Source organism: Streptomyces sp. NPDC029836 (assembly GCF_055574495.1).
Genome location: NZ_JBVHZI010000004.1, coordinates 439,766 through 455,005 on the forward strand (window position 1 = coordinate 439,766; position 15,240 = coordinate 455,005).

At 70.0% G+C, this 15,240-nt stretch carries 13 protein-coding genes; 7 read left to right on the plus strand and 6 right to left on the minus strand.

The window, feature by feature from the left end; genetic code table 11:
* Positions 1–36 precede the first annotated feature (36 nt).
* The 6 genes from ACZ4XJ_RS15755 to ACZ4XJ_RS15780 form a co-directional block, all read right to left on the minus strand.
* Positions 37–2,079, minus strand: coding sequence for a peptidoglycan DD-metalloendopeptidase family protein (locus tag ACZ4XJ_RS15755; protein WP_468496482.1), 2,043 nt, complete (start codon positions 2,077–2,079; stop codon positions 37–39).
* A 7-nt stretch (positions 2,080–2,086) separates the two neighbouring features.
* The gene (locus ACZ4XJ_RS15760) at positions 2,087–2,773 is read right to left on the minus strand and encodes a hypothetical protein (RefSeq protein WP_392893487.1); all 687 of its coding nucleotides are present in this window, start codon (positions 2,771–2,773) and stop codon (positions 2,087–2,089) included.
* A 191-nt stretch (positions 2,774–2,964) separates the two neighbouring features.
* The gene (locus ACZ4XJ_RS15765) at positions 2,965–3,354 is read right to left on the minus strand and encodes a DUF4913 domain-containing protein (RefSeq protein WP_468496483.1); all 390 of its coding nucleotides are present in this window, start codon (positions 3,352–3,354) and stop codon (positions 2,965–2,967) included.
* Complete coding sequence (locus ACZ4XJ_RS15770; protein ID WP_468496484.1) at positions 3,351–4,541, minus strand: hypothetical protein; 1,191 nt, start codon at positions 4,539–4,541, stop codon at positions 3,351–3,353. Before ACZ4XJ_RS15770 ends, ACZ4XJ_RS15765 begins: the two co-directional genes overlap by 4 nt.
* Positions 4,538–5,176: a hypothetical protein gene (locus tag ACZ4XJ_RS15775; protein WP_468496485.1), complete on the minus strand. Its 639-nt coding sequence runs from the start codon at positions 5,174–5,176 to the stop codon at positions 4,538–4,540. Before ACZ4XJ_RS15775 ends, ACZ4XJ_RS15770 begins: the two co-directional genes overlap by 4 nt.
* Before the next feature lie 42 nt (positions 5,177–5,218).
* Positions 5,219–5,677, minus strand: coding sequence for a hypothetical protein (locus ACZ4XJ_RS15780; protein WP_468496486.1), 459 nt, complete (start codon positions 5,675–5,677; stop codon positions 5,219–5,221).
* Between the two features lie 272 nt (positions 5,678–5,949).
* Here ACZ4XJ_RS15780 and ACZ4XJ_RS15785 point away from each other — a divergent pair, with 272 nt between their 5' ends.
* The 7 genes from ACZ4XJ_RS15785 (at position 5,950) to ACZ4XJ_RS15815 (ending at position 15,234) form a co-directional block, all read left to right on the plus strand.
* Positions 5,950–7,602: a conjugal transfer protein gene (locus ACZ4XJ_RS15785; protein WP_468496487.1), complete on the plus strand. Its 1,653-nt coding sequence runs from the start codon at positions 5,950–5,952 to the stop codon at positions 7,600–7,602.
* Between the two features lie 83 nt (positions 7,603–7,685).
* On the plus strand, positions 7,686–7,946 hold the full coding sequence (locus ACZ4XJ_RS15790) for a TrbC/VirB2 family protein (protein WP_468496488.1): 261 nt from the start codon (positions 7,686–7,688) through the stop codon (positions 7,944–7,946).
* Positions 7,947–8,052: 106 nt separating this feature from the next.
* Entirely contained in the window at positions 8,053–8,607 is a 555-nt protein-coding gene (locus ACZ4XJ_RS15795; protein ID WP_468496489.1) for a hypothetical protein, read from the plus strand.
* A gap of 7 nt (positions 8,608–8,614) precedes the next feature.
* On the plus strand, positions 8,615–11,614 hold the full coding sequence (locus ACZ4XJ_RS15800) for an ATP-binding protein (protein WP_468496490.1): 3,000 nt from the start codon (positions 8,615–8,617) through the stop codon (positions 11,612–11,614).
* Positions 11,615–11,666: 52 nt separating this feature from the next.
* The gene (locus ACZ4XJ_RS15805; RefSeq protein ID WP_468496491.1) at positions 11,667–12,209 is read left to right on the plus strand and encodes a hypothetical protein; all 543 of its coding nucleotides are present in this window, start codon (positions 11,667–11,669) and stop codon (positions 12,207–12,209) included.
* 57 nt (positions 12,210–12,266) lie between these two features.
* Positions 12,267–14,597 (plus strand): hypothetical protein, encoded by a 2,331-nt coding sequence (locus ACZ4XJ_RS15810; RefSeq protein ID WP_468496492.1) that lies wholly within the window; start codon positions 12,267–12,269, stop codon positions 14,595–14,597.
* Between the two features lie 13 nt (positions 14,598–14,610).
* Positions 14,611–15,234 carry a hypothetical protein gene (locus ACZ4XJ_RS15815; protein WP_468496493.1) on the plus strand — a complete coding sequence of 208 codons (624 nt, stop codon included), beginning with the start codon at positions 14,611–14,613 and terminating at the stop codon, positions 15,232–15,234.
* Positions 15,235–15,240: the final 6 nt, after the last annotated feature.

Here is a 15,240-nt window from a genome sequence, read left to right on the forward strand (position 1 = left end):
TGTCGGTGGTCCGGGGGCGCCGTGCGCGCCGCTGGTCTAGGGGAAGCTCCCGGCCGTGGGCACCCGGTAGACGCCCGTGATCTCGCCCTGCCACTCCCAGCTGCTGAACTCGACGTTCTTGCCCGGCCTCGGGGCGTGCAGGATCGTGTGCTTGGCGGAATCCCAGACGATGCCGACGTGCTCGGAGCGATTCGGGCCGCTGGGCTGGAAGAAGATCACGTCGCCCGGCTTGGACTGGCTCAGGTCGACCTTGTACTTCGCGAGGTTGGGCTGCTGGTCATAGGTGGTGTGACCGAGGTTGATCTTGCCGTCGCTGGCTTGGTAGTACATCCACTGCGTGAAGCTGGAGCAGTCGAAGGACGTCGGGTGGTCGCCCTGGAGGCGGGGGGCGCCCCACTTGTAGGGCTTGCCGATGCCGCGCTGGGCCCAGCCGAGCGCCGCGCGGACGACCGTGTCGTCGACGTCGGGCAGGGGTCCGGTCGAGCCGGCGCCGTCCGGCGGGACGGCCGTGCCCTTGCCGTTCTCGGCGCAGCTGCGGTAGTCGGCGTCTTTGCCGTTGTCGCTGCCTCCGGGGACGCCGCCGTAGTCGGGGCTGCCCGTGATCTTGCCGGCAAGCCATGCCGCCGGGTCGATCTGGCCCGGGCCGTTGTCCTGGCCACTGCGGAAGGGGTCGTCGACGCCCGGCATCAGCACCTCCCAGTGGAGGTGCGCGCCGGTCACGTTGCCCGTTTCGCCGACCTTGCCGATCTGGTCGCCGCGCTTGACGGTGTCGCCCATCTTCACGGAGATGCTGCTCTGGTGGGCGTACAGGGTGATGACGCCGTCGGCGTGCTCCAGGCGCGTCTGATTGCCGTACGCGCCGCCGCTGCCGATCTTCACGACCTTGCCGTCGGCCGGGGCGTGGATCGGGGTGCCGGTGGGCGCTTCCAGGTCGACCCCGGTGTGGTAGCCGAGGCTCCAGTGCGGGCCCTCCTGGTGGTACTTGGTGCCGAGCTTGTACGAGCCCTCCTTCATCGGCCACTGCCAGTCCTTGCCGCTGGTCGTCACGGGCGGGTCGTCAGGGCGGAACGGGGCCGCGAGCGGACGGGAGAAGCCCATCGGTGCCATGGCCGTCGTCGTGCCGCCCTGTCCGCCTCCGGCGAGGGGCGGGGTGGACCAGCTGTGGGGGCCCTTGGAGCGGATGCTCAGCGCCTCGCTCGGCTGGGCGTCGTTGCCGACGGGCTCGGGGATGTCCGCGCTCTGGCCCAGGACCGGAAAGGAAGGATTCTTCTCGACGGTGGTCTTCAAGTGCGCGTACCAGCGGTTGATGAGGTCCTTGTCGCTGGTGAGGGTGCCGCGGTAGCGGGCGGCCTGGGTGAGGACCACGCGGGGGTAGACGGTGTTGGTCTTGAGCGAGCCGGAGTAGTCCAGCAGCGCGTCCCAGGCGTTGGTCTCCACCTTCAGGGCGTGCATGTAGTTGGCCGCGGCGAAGGCCAAGTCGTCGATGTTGTAGCGGTCCTTCTGGCCGTCGCCGTTGCCGTCCTCGCCATACTGGCCCCAGGCCCAGTCACCGAACTGCAGCAGGCCCTTGTAGCCGAAGCCGTTGTCGCCGCCGGGGGCCGCGGACTTGTCCTGGCCGTACCTCGTCTCCTGGTACATCTGCCCGGCGATGATCGTCCAGTCGAGGCCGTCGTAGCGCGCGGCCGCCCGCATCGAGGCGAGGATCATCTTCGGGGGTATCTCGTCGCGGGCGGTGTCGCTCGGCATGTACATCTTGCCCGCGGGCATGATCGGGTTCGTCGCGGCCTTGTCGCCCGTGTTGCCCGATCCCGCGTTCTCCCCGTAGTTGCCGCAGGCCGCCTGGGCGGCGCCGCCGCCCAGGCCGCCGACGAGAGCCATGATCAGGAGCATGACGAGGAAGACGATGCCGAGGGTCGGCAACGAGCCGACGCCGGCGATGATCAACACCCACTTGAGGTTGTTCTTCTTCCCGCCTCCACCTTTGCCGCCCTGTCCCGAAGCGACCTGGGCCGCGCTCTTGGCGGCCTTCGCCACCTTGGCCGCCTTTGACGCCGCCGCCAGTACGGCAGGAGCCACCACGGGTGCCTCACCCTCCCTTGGGCTCGGGCGCACCCACGTTGCCCAGGCCGTAGATGTCGAAGCCGTTCACCTGCCACGTCCCGCTGTTCTTGCGGGCGCTCACCAGCCAGGTGTTGGTCTCGGTCTCGGTCTGGCGACCGTCGCTGGAGCGGATCGCGGTCACTTCCACCACGCTCGAGATCGCCTGGCCGCTGCCGCGAGTGAGTTCGTCGGCGATCAGCGCGTCCCGGCGTACGGTGGCCCGCCCCGCGGAAGAGCACTTGGCCTGCTGACAGGTGGCCCACGCCTTGTTGGCCGGCAGCACGGTCAGCTTCTTCATCGTCTCGCCGCCGTCGGTGAGGGCCAGCAGACGGGGCACCCAGGAGGCGGTGTTGTCGGTGTACTTGAAGGTGCTGAGGCCCGCCATGTAGTCGGCCATCGCGCGGTGGGCCTCCGCGAGGTCGGCAGGCTGGACGATGGGGGGCACTCCGGCGGCCGACCCGGACTGCGGCGTGGCCGCTCCGGCGGCGGGACCGGCGCCCGTGCCGGTGGCCGCTCCCGTGCCCCGTGTGGCGGATGCCTTGGGCTTGGCGTCGGCCGCGGGTTCGTCCTCGCCGCTGAAGACGGTGAGCACGACGAGGCTGCCGACCAGCAGGACACCCAGTAGTGCCAGCGCCAGTACCGCACTTCGCTTGTTCTCGGCGGGTGAGTCCACCGTCCCGGCCCTCCCTCAGTCAGTCAGGTCGCCGAGACACGGTAGGTGGCGGGACGGCTGCCGGAGCGCGCGAATTCCTCGTGGGGAAAGTTGAGGAAAGCGGGGGAGGGTGTCAGGAAAACGGTGTGACCGGCGGGGCGTTGGGCTCGCGGGGGAACGGTGGGGACGTCGACCGGGTCCTCACCGATCCCTCACAAGGGCTGGGCCGCGGGGTCGTACTCCTCCAGCGGGAGGGGGTCGAAGGGGTACGCGGTGTGTCCGCCCACCTTGGGCGAACAGGCCGCGAACGGGCCGAGGTCCGTGTCCATCAGCACCCTCAGGTGCGGATCGGCGTGGTGCAGCCACCACGTCGACAGGCCGAGGGTGGGCTCCAGGCGCAGCTGTTCCCAGGCGAGCCAGAGCGAGGAGAGGCGTGCGCCGGCTTCGGGGTGCTCCCACCAGCGGGGGCACCAGGTGGCGGAGGAACCGTTGAGGCGGCGGCGGACGGTCGGGGCGAGGAACTCGCTGACGAAGGCGAAGACGTCGGAGAAGTACAGCTCGACCTGCTCGCCGGGCGCGGGTACGTCTGCGGGGCCGGTCACCGTCCGATCTCCGGGGCCTTGGGGGCGGCCTCGACCGCCGGGTTCATCACGCCGGGCGTACTCGCCACGGCCGGGGCCGGGCGGGGCGGCACGATGAGGGTGCGGGGAAGGTTTGCCCCGTGGAGGAACGAGGCACCGTGCGCCGGTACACGGGGTTCGGGCTGGGCGGGCGCCGTGGGCGCCGACGCCGGCTGGTCCGGCGCGGGTTCGGTGAGCTCGGGGTCCTGGAACGTGAGGTGGCCCCCTGGCTGTAGGGGCTCTGGTGCGGTGAGCTCTGGTTCAGTGATCTCCACCTGGGGCGGGGTCAGTTCGGCGTAGCTCGCCACCGCGTTCAGCTTCGCGACCGCCGCGGTGTGCGCCTCCTTCAGGTGCTCGGGGACGTCGATGGCGGCCAGCTTGCCGGCGAAGGAGGTGGGGGACTTGTCTTCTCCCTGGGCGTAGTCCTCCCTCCGCAGCTGGCACCGTACAGCCGGGTCCAGCATGAGGTTGCGGATGTCCGCCGGCAGGTGCCCCTGGTGGGGGAAGTCGACCAGGAAGTCCACGTTCTCCTTGCCGACTCCCTCCGGTCCGAGGACCCGCTTCAGCTCCGTCGCACCCAGGACGGAGCCTTCACCGATCTCGGCTGCGAAGACCAGCACCTGGCCTTTGGCCGCCTCGGCGTAACGATCCGAGACGCGGGGCCAGATCTCGGCAGTGGTCTTCTGCAAGTCGGCTTCGCTCACGCCGTAGTCCGACGTAAGCACCTCGGCCATGAAGCTGTTGCCCAGGTAGTACCCGTCCAGCCGGCCTGCTGCCGGAGTGTCCTCCAGAACCTGGTACCCACGTGTTTCACCGCACGCCTGGGCCAGAAACCGGTGCTTTATCTCCCGGTCCATGCCCTCCGGCTGGGACTGCCAGGACCAGAGCGCCCGGTCATCGCCCCGGTCAGGGCGGGTGACCTCCTCCTTCTCGGCGACGCTCCGGATGAAGGACATCAGGTCGGGGAGCTCGTTCTCGCCTACAGGCTCGGTGCCTTCCTGCAGGGCAAGCTCCCTCTGTCGGTCGTGGGCCGCCTGCCGGTCCGCGAATATCTTGGCGACGAGCTTGCGCGCGTCCGCTCGCGAGCGCGGCTCCCCGGCCTTGTGCTTGGCCTCGAGTCGCTGCGCGAGCTCGATCTCTTCCCGTGTGAGCGGTGCGACTGGGCTCACCGATCACCTGCGAGGAACTCGAGCGGTGCGTAGACGTCCACGGAGATGGCCGAGCCACCGGGGCCGCCGTCCGTGGTCCAGGTCTGGAACGACACCGACTGGCTCAGCGTGATGCAGGGCTGCCCGGGGACAGCCGCCTCCGGCGCCCAGTAAGCGAACCGGAACGGGTTGCGGCTCAGCGCCCGTTCCTCACGGTCGCGCCAGTAGGCGGGATGGGGAGGCTCGGGGAAGTCGGGGGAGTCCCACTGCCCGGACCAGGTCGGGGCACCCAAGGCGGCCGCGGCGGCCTTGAGGTAGGTGGACCACACCTCCGCCGCTGCCGTGTGTACGTCCGGGTTCTCCTCCCCGGAGCCTGCGGTCATGTGCCATCCCTGGTGTCTGAGGCTCGCGAGGGGGTTCCAGTCGCCGCCCAACACCGGGAACAGCGTCCAGTCTCCTCCGCTGCGCGTGCGGACCCAGAGGCTGCGCTCGGTCGTCTGAGGCTCCCAGCCGTAGCGCTCGCACCATGCGTAGAATTCCGCCGTCCCGCCCTGCGGCGGGCCCGACCAGACCGACGGCCAGTCGTCGACCGTGCGCAGGCCGGTCAGTTCGGCGGCAAGGTCCTGGGGCGTCCGGCCGGTGGTCTCCGTCAGCATGTGGGGCTCCTTCGTGCGTGGCGTGCGGTTGACGGTATCTGGTCAGGAAAGCAAGATCCCCAACACGAAGACGGCGACGACGATCGCGCCCATGATGAGGCGGACCTTCGGGTCCTCCCGCTCCCACAGTTCGTGGACCACGGCCCAGCCGGTCAGTCGCGCCGCGCGGCCGTTGTGGATGCTCGGAGCGTCTGCCGGGTCGTCAGGGCGCGCGTCGGTTTCGGAGTCCTCGGCTTCGGGGGCGTGGAAGGCGTCCGCCCCCGTCACCCCTTGCTGCTCCTGCGCGACCACCACCAGGCCCTCCAGGAGGTCCGGCATGGTGTGCGGCGTGAGGGGGTACGCGACCGTGCCGTGCGGGGTGCGCAGGCAGAGCTTCGACTGCCAGGGGTTTCCCGGCTCGTAGCCGGAGATCCAGACGTGCTCGGCCTCCACCAACGGCGGTTCGGGGACCTCGGGGGCGGTGCCCGCGTCCTGCCACGGGTGAAGCTTCTGCTCGCTCAACTCTCGTCCTTCGGGAGGTCGGGGACGGCTCCGCGCCCGCGACTGGGGCACAACCCGGCATTGTGACGGAGTCGTGGACGGGTGGCCGCGCCGTCGGCCCTCGGTTTTCCTCACAGGGATTCCTTACTTTTTCCTCACCTCTCCCCGCGAGGAAAAGCGAGAGGGGAATGTCAGCTCGATTTGCCACACTGCCGTCCGCACCTGGTCTCGCCAGGGCCCGCCGCACGCCCGACCGGCGGACGGGGATCACACGCGGGGAGAGAACCGACTCGATGACGGACCACAGCAGTTCTGCGGACGGAATCGGCGAGGACCCGCCCGCCGGGCAGGCCGCACAGCAGGCGCCGGGTCCGTACGACTCCCCGGCCGTGCCCCAGCTCTCCGCCGAGGCGGCCCGCAGCCAGGTGGCCGCCGCGTGGGTGCGCGTGGCCCCGCAGTCCAACGTTCCGGCGGGTCAGGCGGCCGTACCGAGCCTGCCGCCGCGCGCGGACCGGCCCGCCGCCGAGTCGAAGAAGGACAAGCGGGAGCAGGCGAAGGCCGAGCGCAAGGCCGAGTACGAACGCAAGAAGGCGGCCCGCAAGGCCGCGTACGAGAGCAAGAAGGCCGCGCGCGAGAGCCGCAAGGGGGGCGGGAGGGCTCCCGCCCCCGGGATACCGGCCGCTGCCGCCGCACCCGCTGCTGCAGCGGCCCCGTTCGCCGCACCCGCTGCTGCAGCGGACCCGTCCGCCGCCGCCGTGACCGCCCCCGGCCGAAGCGGTGCCAAGGGGCCGCAAGCCCGGTTCGAGGTGCCCCGCCCCGGAGGTCGGCTGCCCTCGAACGGCAGGAGCACGCACGTCGCCCTGCGCGCGACCCTGATGATCACCGCCTGCGCGTTCGCCCTCGGGTCGTGCGGTGTCACCGGCCTGGTCCTCGGCAGGTCGTCCGTCTCCGTGCAGCCCGCTGCCCTGGACGGCAAGGACCTGGACCGCTACCGCCTGACCGACTTCCCGGTCCAGTCGGCGGCGGTCTTCGCCGAGGAGTACGCGTCCCTCTGCATGACGTACTCGCCGGAGAACACCGACAAGCGCCGCGAATCCCTCTCCCGCTACATCTCGGCCGGCGTCGACCGCGACTGCGGCTGGAACGGGAAGGGCAAGCAGCAGGTCCAGCAGGCGAACTGGGACGGGACCGTAGAAGAGCTCCCCGAGTACGGGAGGAACGGCCGCTACCTCAACATCCAGGTCACCTACACGGGCGGCCGCACCACCACCCTCTCCGTACCGGTGTACGTCAAGGACCTCGCCGGTGCGTCCGGGCTGCGGGTCGTCGGCAACGTCGGCGAGATGCCGCTGCCGATCCGCGACACCGCGCCCGCGCTGGAGAAGGGTGAAGAGGTCATCGACCAGGAACTCTCCACCCAGCTCAGGGACCAGGTCCTGGCCGGTTACTTCAAGGCGTGGGCAGCGTCCGACACCACCGCCCTGACCCGCTTCACCACCCCCGACGCCACCCCCGCGGCGGTCTCGGGCCTGGCCGGCGTGCTGAACTCACCGGTGGTCCAGGAGGTCCAGGCGCTGGCGCCCGAGGGCACCGAGGCCGGCAAGAAGGTCACGTACAGCCAGGGCCAGGCGATCCCCGCACGGGTGACGGTCGTCTGGGGCGGCGGAGGGGCCGACGACGCGAAGGCGGAGGTGGCCCTGAAGCGCTCGTACCGGGTGACCGTGGTGAACACGGCGCAGGGCTGGTTCATCAAGGACATCCGCGGCGGTGTCATGGACCCCACGGGCGGGCGGGCGGACACACCCGGCACGGCCTCCCCGAGCGCCACCCCGGCCTCCGGAGCGAGCACCCCGCCCGCCCCGTCCGCCTCGGCCTCTCCGCCCGGCCCGGCCTCCCCCGGCGCCTCCCCATCGCCCAAGCCGTCCGCTTCCCAGTCGGCCCACTGACGCGTCATCGCGCAAGGCGGAGTACCGACCCTCCTGCACGACGCGACACCCATCCGTACGCCCCTCACAACGAAGGACACGCCATGATCCTGGCAGCAACGACCCTCCAAAGCATGTTCGACAAGATCCAGGACATCCTGGCCGGCCTGGGCCTTACGGTGGCCTCCTGCGCCCTCCTCATCCTCGGCATCCGGATGCTGCTGTCGATGAAGCGCGGCGATGGCATGCGCGAGGCCTTCCAGGGCTTCGGCATGATCGCGCTGGCCGCGTTCATCGTCGGTGGCGCCGCCGGTCTGGCCGGAATGCTCATCAGCCTCGGCGAGCAGATCGGCGGTAAGGGCTGAGCCCGGGGACGGGCCGCGACGAACGGAACCCGGCCCGCGACCGTAGACGTGCCGCCCGCGATCGCGGCGCGGAGCACGCAGCCACACCAGAGAGGGGGACCGACTGATGACGCAGGACCCGCCGGACGCACCGGCGCCCATGGTCGCCTACGACCACACGGACCTGCTGAACCGGCCCAAGCGCATCTGGAACTGGGGCAACATCCCGCTTCCCGGTCTGCTCCTGCCCGCCCTGGGCGCCGCCTTCGGTTTCGGCGTGCTGTGGTTCGTGCTGCTGCTGACGCTGTCCACCCTCCTGCCCTTCCTGGGCCTGTCGCTCATCACGTCGGTCCTGTACCTCGGGCCGCCGGTCGGCGTCTACTTCGTCTGGGGCCGGCCGCTGCCCTCGTCCCTCACCCTCAGCCAGCAGGTGGTGGTGTGGGCCGACTACTGGATGCAGCCCAAGCGCCTCCAGGGCCTGGCCGCGGACCGCGAGCCGGAGGAGCTGCACTGGCAGGTCATCCTCTGGCAGCCGGGCGCGAGCCGCTGGCACAAGCGGTACGACGCGGCACTCGTGACGGCGGCCCTGCACGGCTCCTCGTACGCCGCGTCCGCTCCACCCCGGGTCGCGCCCTCACCGAGCGCACCCGCCGAGACCGCAACCACCGAGACCGCAGGATGACTCCTCCATGTTCGTGCTGATCTTTTTTGGCGGGGCGGTCGCCTTCTTCCTGATCGCCATGCTCCTCGCGTCCACTTCCTCGAAGAAGAACGCCGGGGCCAAGAACGGCGGCTCCGGTAGCCCGGGGAAGCCGCGCGGCGGCTCCTCCCGTGGCCAGGCCCCGGCCAAGCGGCGCGAGGAGATGCGGCTGCCCTACCGGTACGCCGACGACATGATCTTCGTCCACGGGGACTCCGTCTGGACGGGCATCGCCCTGCCCACGGCCATCGACGAGTACCTCAACGCCGTCGAGCTCCAAGCCATGGCCGAGGCCCCGGCCCGCGCGCTGCTCAACCTCGCCCGCGGCGACCGCAACGTCGAGTGCCACTACCGCAAGGTGTACCGGCCGATCACCGCCCAGGACTGGGCCGAGCAGCTCAACGCCGTGGCCTGGGAGCCGACGGAGAACTACAAGGCGTACAACTTCCGCAAGGCCGAGTACCAGGAACGCATCGGTGCGCAGCGCGAGCGCAACATCCTTCTGGTCAAGCTGGGTTCGATGAAGCGGAAGTCCGGCAACGACCACGGGGTGCTTCCCGGCGGGGACGACCCGGTCGAGGAGCCGGGCGTCACGCGCTCGGTGCGGGAAGCCGCCGGCGCGGCCGCGACCGGTGCCACGGGCGTGCACGACGAGTACCTGTCGCCGGAGCTGCTGGCCCGGTGGACCCAGGTCGCCCGCGAGATCCACGAGGGCCTCGAGGGCCTCGGCGGCAGCCCGCTGAGCCGCGAGGAACTGGTCTGGCTGATCCGCAAGCCGCTCCACGGCGACCTGCCGATTCCCGTCGAGCCGGTGCTCGGCAGCCGGGCCTGGGGCCCCGACCAGTTCGACCTGGTCGTCGACTTCTCCGGTGAGAACCGCAAGACGCACATCGTGCTGCATCAGTACGACGAGATGACCGGCGAGCGGCGCACCAGCTACACGACCACCCTCGTCGCGGCCAGCTGGCCTACCGAGACCCGCTTCCGGCAGTCCACCGCGTGGGCCCGCTACGCGGCGCAGCACGTCGACTTCCCGGTCGAGATCGACATGCGGTTCACCCTCATCCCGTACCTGAAGTTCCAGGACCGGGCGAAGAAGATCAGCGGCAACCTCGTCGACGAGATGAACGACATGGCCAACTCCGGCCGTGCCCCCGGCACCCAGCTTGCCGCCCAGGTCACCCGTGCCCAGAACCTCGTTGACGATGTGGAAGAGCACAAGATGCCGGGCATGGAGGCGCAGATACGCTTCACCATCTCCGCCCCCGACCTCGCCGAGCTCGAGCGACGCCGACGCGTCCTGGAGATGCAGTTCAAGCAGGACCTGAAGGTCACCCTGCTGCGCCCGAGCCGCCAGCAGTGGCGCCTGCTGCAGTCGCAGCTGCCGGGTGACGCGCCCAAGCTGCCGATCGCGCCGTACCTGCGGCTCCAGGAGGTCGAGCAGCTGGGCGCCGGACTGCCCACGGCCGGCACCGAACTGGGCGACAACCCCGAGCGCCGGTCGGGCAAGCAGCTCGGCTGGGTCGGCAACCTGGTCGGCTGGGCCGGCAAGACTCCGGTCCACTACTCGCTGCACGTCGGCCCCGCCCGCAACGACGGCGGTGGCGTTGCCATCGTCGGCGCGTCCGGTGGCGGCAAGTCCTCGCTGGCCCTGCAGAAGTTCTACGAGGAGTCGGAGTCGGGCGTGCGCTGCCTGGTCATCGACCCCAAGACCGACTTCGCCCAGCTCTGCTACTACCTGGCCTTCGGATCCCAGGTCAACGACCCCGAGTTCCCCCTCGACGCCGAGGCGGGCCTCCTCGGCACCCCGCAGAGCCGCTTCCAGCCGGTGAACCCGGAGTTCTGGGCCGAGACCGAGGTCGTCGACCTCCTCAAGGGACAGGCCGGCGTGCTCGACCCGTGGGTGGTCGCGCGCGACGTGCCCTCCGGGCGACTGCTCGCCGAGACGATGCTGCGCGGTTTCCTCGGGGACGAGGACTACCAGCGGGTGCGCCTGCCCGTCATCGAGGGGATGGCCACGGTGGTCGGCTGGTACAACTCCGCGATCCGGCAGGCCACCGAACAGGGCCTGAGCGCGCGTGACGCCGAGCGGCAGGTGCCCCGGCCGACGCTGTGGCAGGTCGTCGACGAGGTCGTACGCGCCTACGACGACGCGGTGGCGAGCGGGGACCGCGAGGCCGTCAAGGACCTCAAGCTCGCCCAGATGCTGCTCACCGAGCTGCGTACCCTGCCGTACGCGCGCCTCGCCTTCGCGGAGAAGCCACAGACCCTGTCCGCGATGCGCAAGCGCCGCACGGTGATCACCCTGCGAGGCTTCCAGACCCCGGCCTCCTCCGACCCGCGCAGCTGGAACCCGGCCGAGCGGCTCGCCGCGACCGCGCTGATGGCGGTCGTGGAGCTGGGCAGCCAGATGCTCGACGTCGGCTACGAGAAGAACCCCGTGACGGGCGAGGTCGGACTGCGGCCCAAGGCGCTGTTCGTCGACGAGGCGTACGTCGTCACCGCGACCGAGAGCGGCCGCGACCTGATGCGGCGCGCGCTCAAGCAGGGCCGTTCGTACCTGGCGGTCATCGTGCTGATCACGCAGCAGGCCATCGACCTCGTCCAGATCGAGGACTCCGAGGCTCGCAGCGGTGGCGCCAACCAGATCCACACCGTCTTCGCCTTCAAGCAGAAGTCCACCCAGGAGGCCTCGTTGGTGGCCCCGCTGCTCGGCCGGCCGGAGAGCGACACCAAGGTGTCCAACTCCCTCCAGGAACTGCGGACGGGTGTCTGCCTGCAGCGGGACGTGGACAAGCGGGTCGGCACGGTCGCGGTGGACCTGGTCTTCCAGGAGATCCTCGCCGCCACGGACACCAACGGCACCACCCGTCCCGGCCGCCAGTCCGTCGACCCGCCGCTCAGCGTGTGGGACTGGACCTTCATGCAGGAGGCCGCCCGCGAGGAGCGTCCGGCCGCTGAGAACACGGAGCCCGCTGCCTCGCGGTAGCGGCGCACCTTCAGACGTCCACTTGCGCTTCCCCCGAACTCCAGGAGTGACCATGCGTTTGACCAAGACCTTTACCGCCGTGACCGTGGCCGTCGCACTGACGGCACTGACCGGCTGCGGCGGGCAAGGGGAGGGCGGGCCGCTGTCAGCCCTGGGCCTGCCGAAGGCGGACAGCATCGCCGGTATTGAAAGGCTGATCAACAACGGTGGGACCTGCCGCGAGCTCGAGGCGGGCCGCATGGGGAACGACGCCGACAAGCGCCTCAAGGAACCCGCGTTCGCCGTCAAGGAGACGGCGACCTGCAAGGACGAGCAGGGCGAGTACGCCACCCTGCTGCTCCTGTCCGACATGAAGAAGTTCCAGGAGGCGAACCAGAAGGCCCTGCAAGGCGACGCGGACTTCGACTCGAGCTATTTCGTCGGGCAGGACTTCGCGGTCATCCCCGGCAGCGACGACGGCGCCAAGGGCCTGAAGCAGGCCGGGCTCTTCCTGATGGCCTGCGAGGCCAAGTTCAAGGCCGAAATCCCCAGCGGCTACAAGGTCAACGAGGAACTCGTCAAGGGGTGCTTCGTGACCGACTACCTCCCCTCCTAGCCCACAGGCCGTCCCAGCACCCGCCTCGTCCCTTGCGGAAACCCCAGAAGGAAGCCGATGTTCTTGCGCCGTAGCGCCAAGTCACGCGGAACCGCCACCCAAGGCGCGACGTTCCGCGACCGGGTGAAGGGAGCCGGCCGGGCCGCCAGGTCCGGTGTGTTCGTGATCCTCGCGTTGATCGCGCTCACGCTGGCGGCTCCCGCAACGGCGTCCGCGGACTTCTCGTGCAGCTTCACCGGGGACGACTCCTACGCGCTGGACCAACCGGGCGCCAACGGCGAGGGGTGGTTCCCCGCAGTCAACCAGTGGGAGAACGAAGCCCAGCGCGCCAAGAACCTCAACGACACCACGGGCATGGTCACCGGCGCGGTCAACATGCCCCGTGGTGCCAACGAGTACACCATGTACGAGTTGAACGGCGTGCGCGGCATGAACTGGTCCGGCACGCAGCGAGACATCGGCGATGCCTCCCAGACCGACGACAGCACGGACTTCAGCGGCGCTGACAACTGCAAAGTCATGGATTTCGTCAACAACGGCATCGCGAACCTGGTCTTCGACGGAACGAAGATCCTGACGCGAGTAGCCATATCGATCAAGGAACTCGCTTCCAATCCGAGGCCCCTCAGTGGGCTGTACACCGGACGCGACAATGTCGTGGAAACACTGAAGGCGAAGGTCCTCATCCCTGCCGTTCCCGTCGTGATCATGCTCACCGGCATATGGGTCTTTGGGAAATGGCGCAAGGGTGAGATGCGTGAAGCCTGGTCCGGTGTCGGCTGGGCCGCCCTGACCACGATCGCGGTCGTGGCCCTCCTGACCGGCGGCAACTTCCGCCAGGTGATCGACGAGGCGGACACCGGTATCGCCGCAGCCAACAGCTACCTCAGCGAAGCGGTGCTCGGCGGCATGGCGGACGAGATGCAGCCGCCCTGCGACCTGCCCTCCGATGCCCCCAATCGTGGTCTTCGGATCTCGAGTTGTGCCATGTACGACACGATGGCGTTCCGGCCCTGGGCGCTGGGTCAGTTCGGTCCGGGCGGCACGAACTGCATCTTCAAGACGAAGGACGGCGGCAAGGTGGTCAACGGCACCTGCCAGCCGGCCAGCGCCGCCACCGAATGTGACTACGGCAAGGGTGCTCGTTGCGAGGACCTGCGCGTTCGTCAGATGGTCTCGCAGTCCATGACCAATATCGACGTCGCGAACGAGGCAAGCACGAGGGACAAGTACAAGAAGGACTGGTACGGCGTCCGTCAGGACATGGCCGGCGGTAAGGGCTCCAACCAGGAGAACGAGGACCCGAAGAAGCGCGTCTACCCCGTGGCGTTCGACGAATGGGCGGGGCGCGACGCCGGGAACCGGATCGGGCTGGCCGTCTACTCCCTGATCGCCGCGCTGATCATCGGCATCATGGTGATCGCGCTCAGCGCGCTCACGCTGCTGTGGCACGCCGTCACCCTCATCATGATCATCATGCTGCCGCTGATCGCCACGATCGGCATCCACCCGTCCCAGCAGAAGCTGCTCAAGGGCTGGCTGCAGACGTTCATCCACAGCTTCGTGCTCCGGGCCGGTTTCGGCGTCATTTTGACCGTGCTGCTCGTGCTGTACCAGATGATCCTGCCCGCCAAGATCTCCCTCGGCATGCAGCTGCTGATGCTGCTCCTGGTCACCGTCTCGGTCGTGATGATGCTGAAGAAGCTGCTCGCCGGGAACTTCAGCCCGCAGATTGCCGGCGCGCAGGACGCCCTGGGCGTGGGGGACATGGCGAACACCGTGGGCGGCAAGCTGGCCCAGTACGCCCCTAACGCCGCAGCCGGCGTCGCGAAGACGACGGGTCGCGTCGCCGGAAGGACCGCGGCCGGCACGGCGAAGGTGGCGAAGAAGGGCACGCTGGCCGCCGTACGGACCTACGACAACAAGAAGAACGACGGTCGGTGGCAGAAGGAAGGCAAGCTTTCCACCCCCCAACCCTCCAAGCGTGAACAGCGCAAGACCGCGTACCAGACCGCGACGGTCCAGAAGGACCAGCTCGCGGAGCAGTACGCGGCGGTCGAGACCAAGCCAGAGCGGCAAGCCGCAGAAGCTGACCAGGCCCAGAGCAGCAGCGGCCGTCTCGTTGGCGGTGGTACGCCGTCGGCCCACGTGCCGCGGCCGCAGCCCGCACCGCCCCTGCCGGCACCGGCCCCCGCGCCCGCCGTTCCCGCGCAGCAGGACCCCCAGTCCTCCAGGGGCCGGGTCAACACGCCGGACAACGGACCCGGGCGGCAGCAGCCGCGTGTGCCCGCGCCCGACCCGCGCGCCACGCCGACACCGCCCGCCCCGCCGACGCTGCCCGCCCCGCCGACGCCGCGGGACGGCGGTGACGGCCGGGTGTCCCAGTAGGAAGACCTGAGCCATGACAAGCATCATCACCGACCAGCCCCCACAGGAGCTCGCCGCCGAGCTGGGCGCGCTCCTGCGGGTGGACTGGCGATCCGTATGGCCCGGGATACCGGACGGTGGGACCGAGCGCGCCGAGTGGTGCGCGGGCTTCGGCTGGGAGCCGCTATGGTCCCAGTCGGGCCTGTGGGTTCGTACGCGGCGGGGCGGCCGCCTGCACCTGGCCTCACGGGCCGGCCTCGGCCGGCCCGTGACCCGGGCGTCGTACACGGTCTGGAAGGTCGCGGAGGGTGCGCCCTCCGACGGTGAGGCGGTCCTGGCCACCGCCCTCGACCGCTACGCGGCCCACCTCGCCCGTATGACCGGCGCGTTGGGCGCACCGGGCTGGGAGGGCGCCTGGGACAGCCCGGACTTCCCGGAACCGCCCGCGCCGGGCCGGTGGGGCGACGCCGAGGAGCGGCGGGAGCTCCGGGTCCCGTACCGGCTGGCCCAGTGGAGGTACCCCAATCCGCTGGCCCCGGTGATCGTGCTCGCGCTGGACCACCAGGAGGGCGGGTATTCGGGGGGTGGGACGATCTCTCTCACCTTCCACGGGCCGGCCGACCCGAAGGCCCTCGACGGCCCCGGTTGGCTGTTGTGACGTACG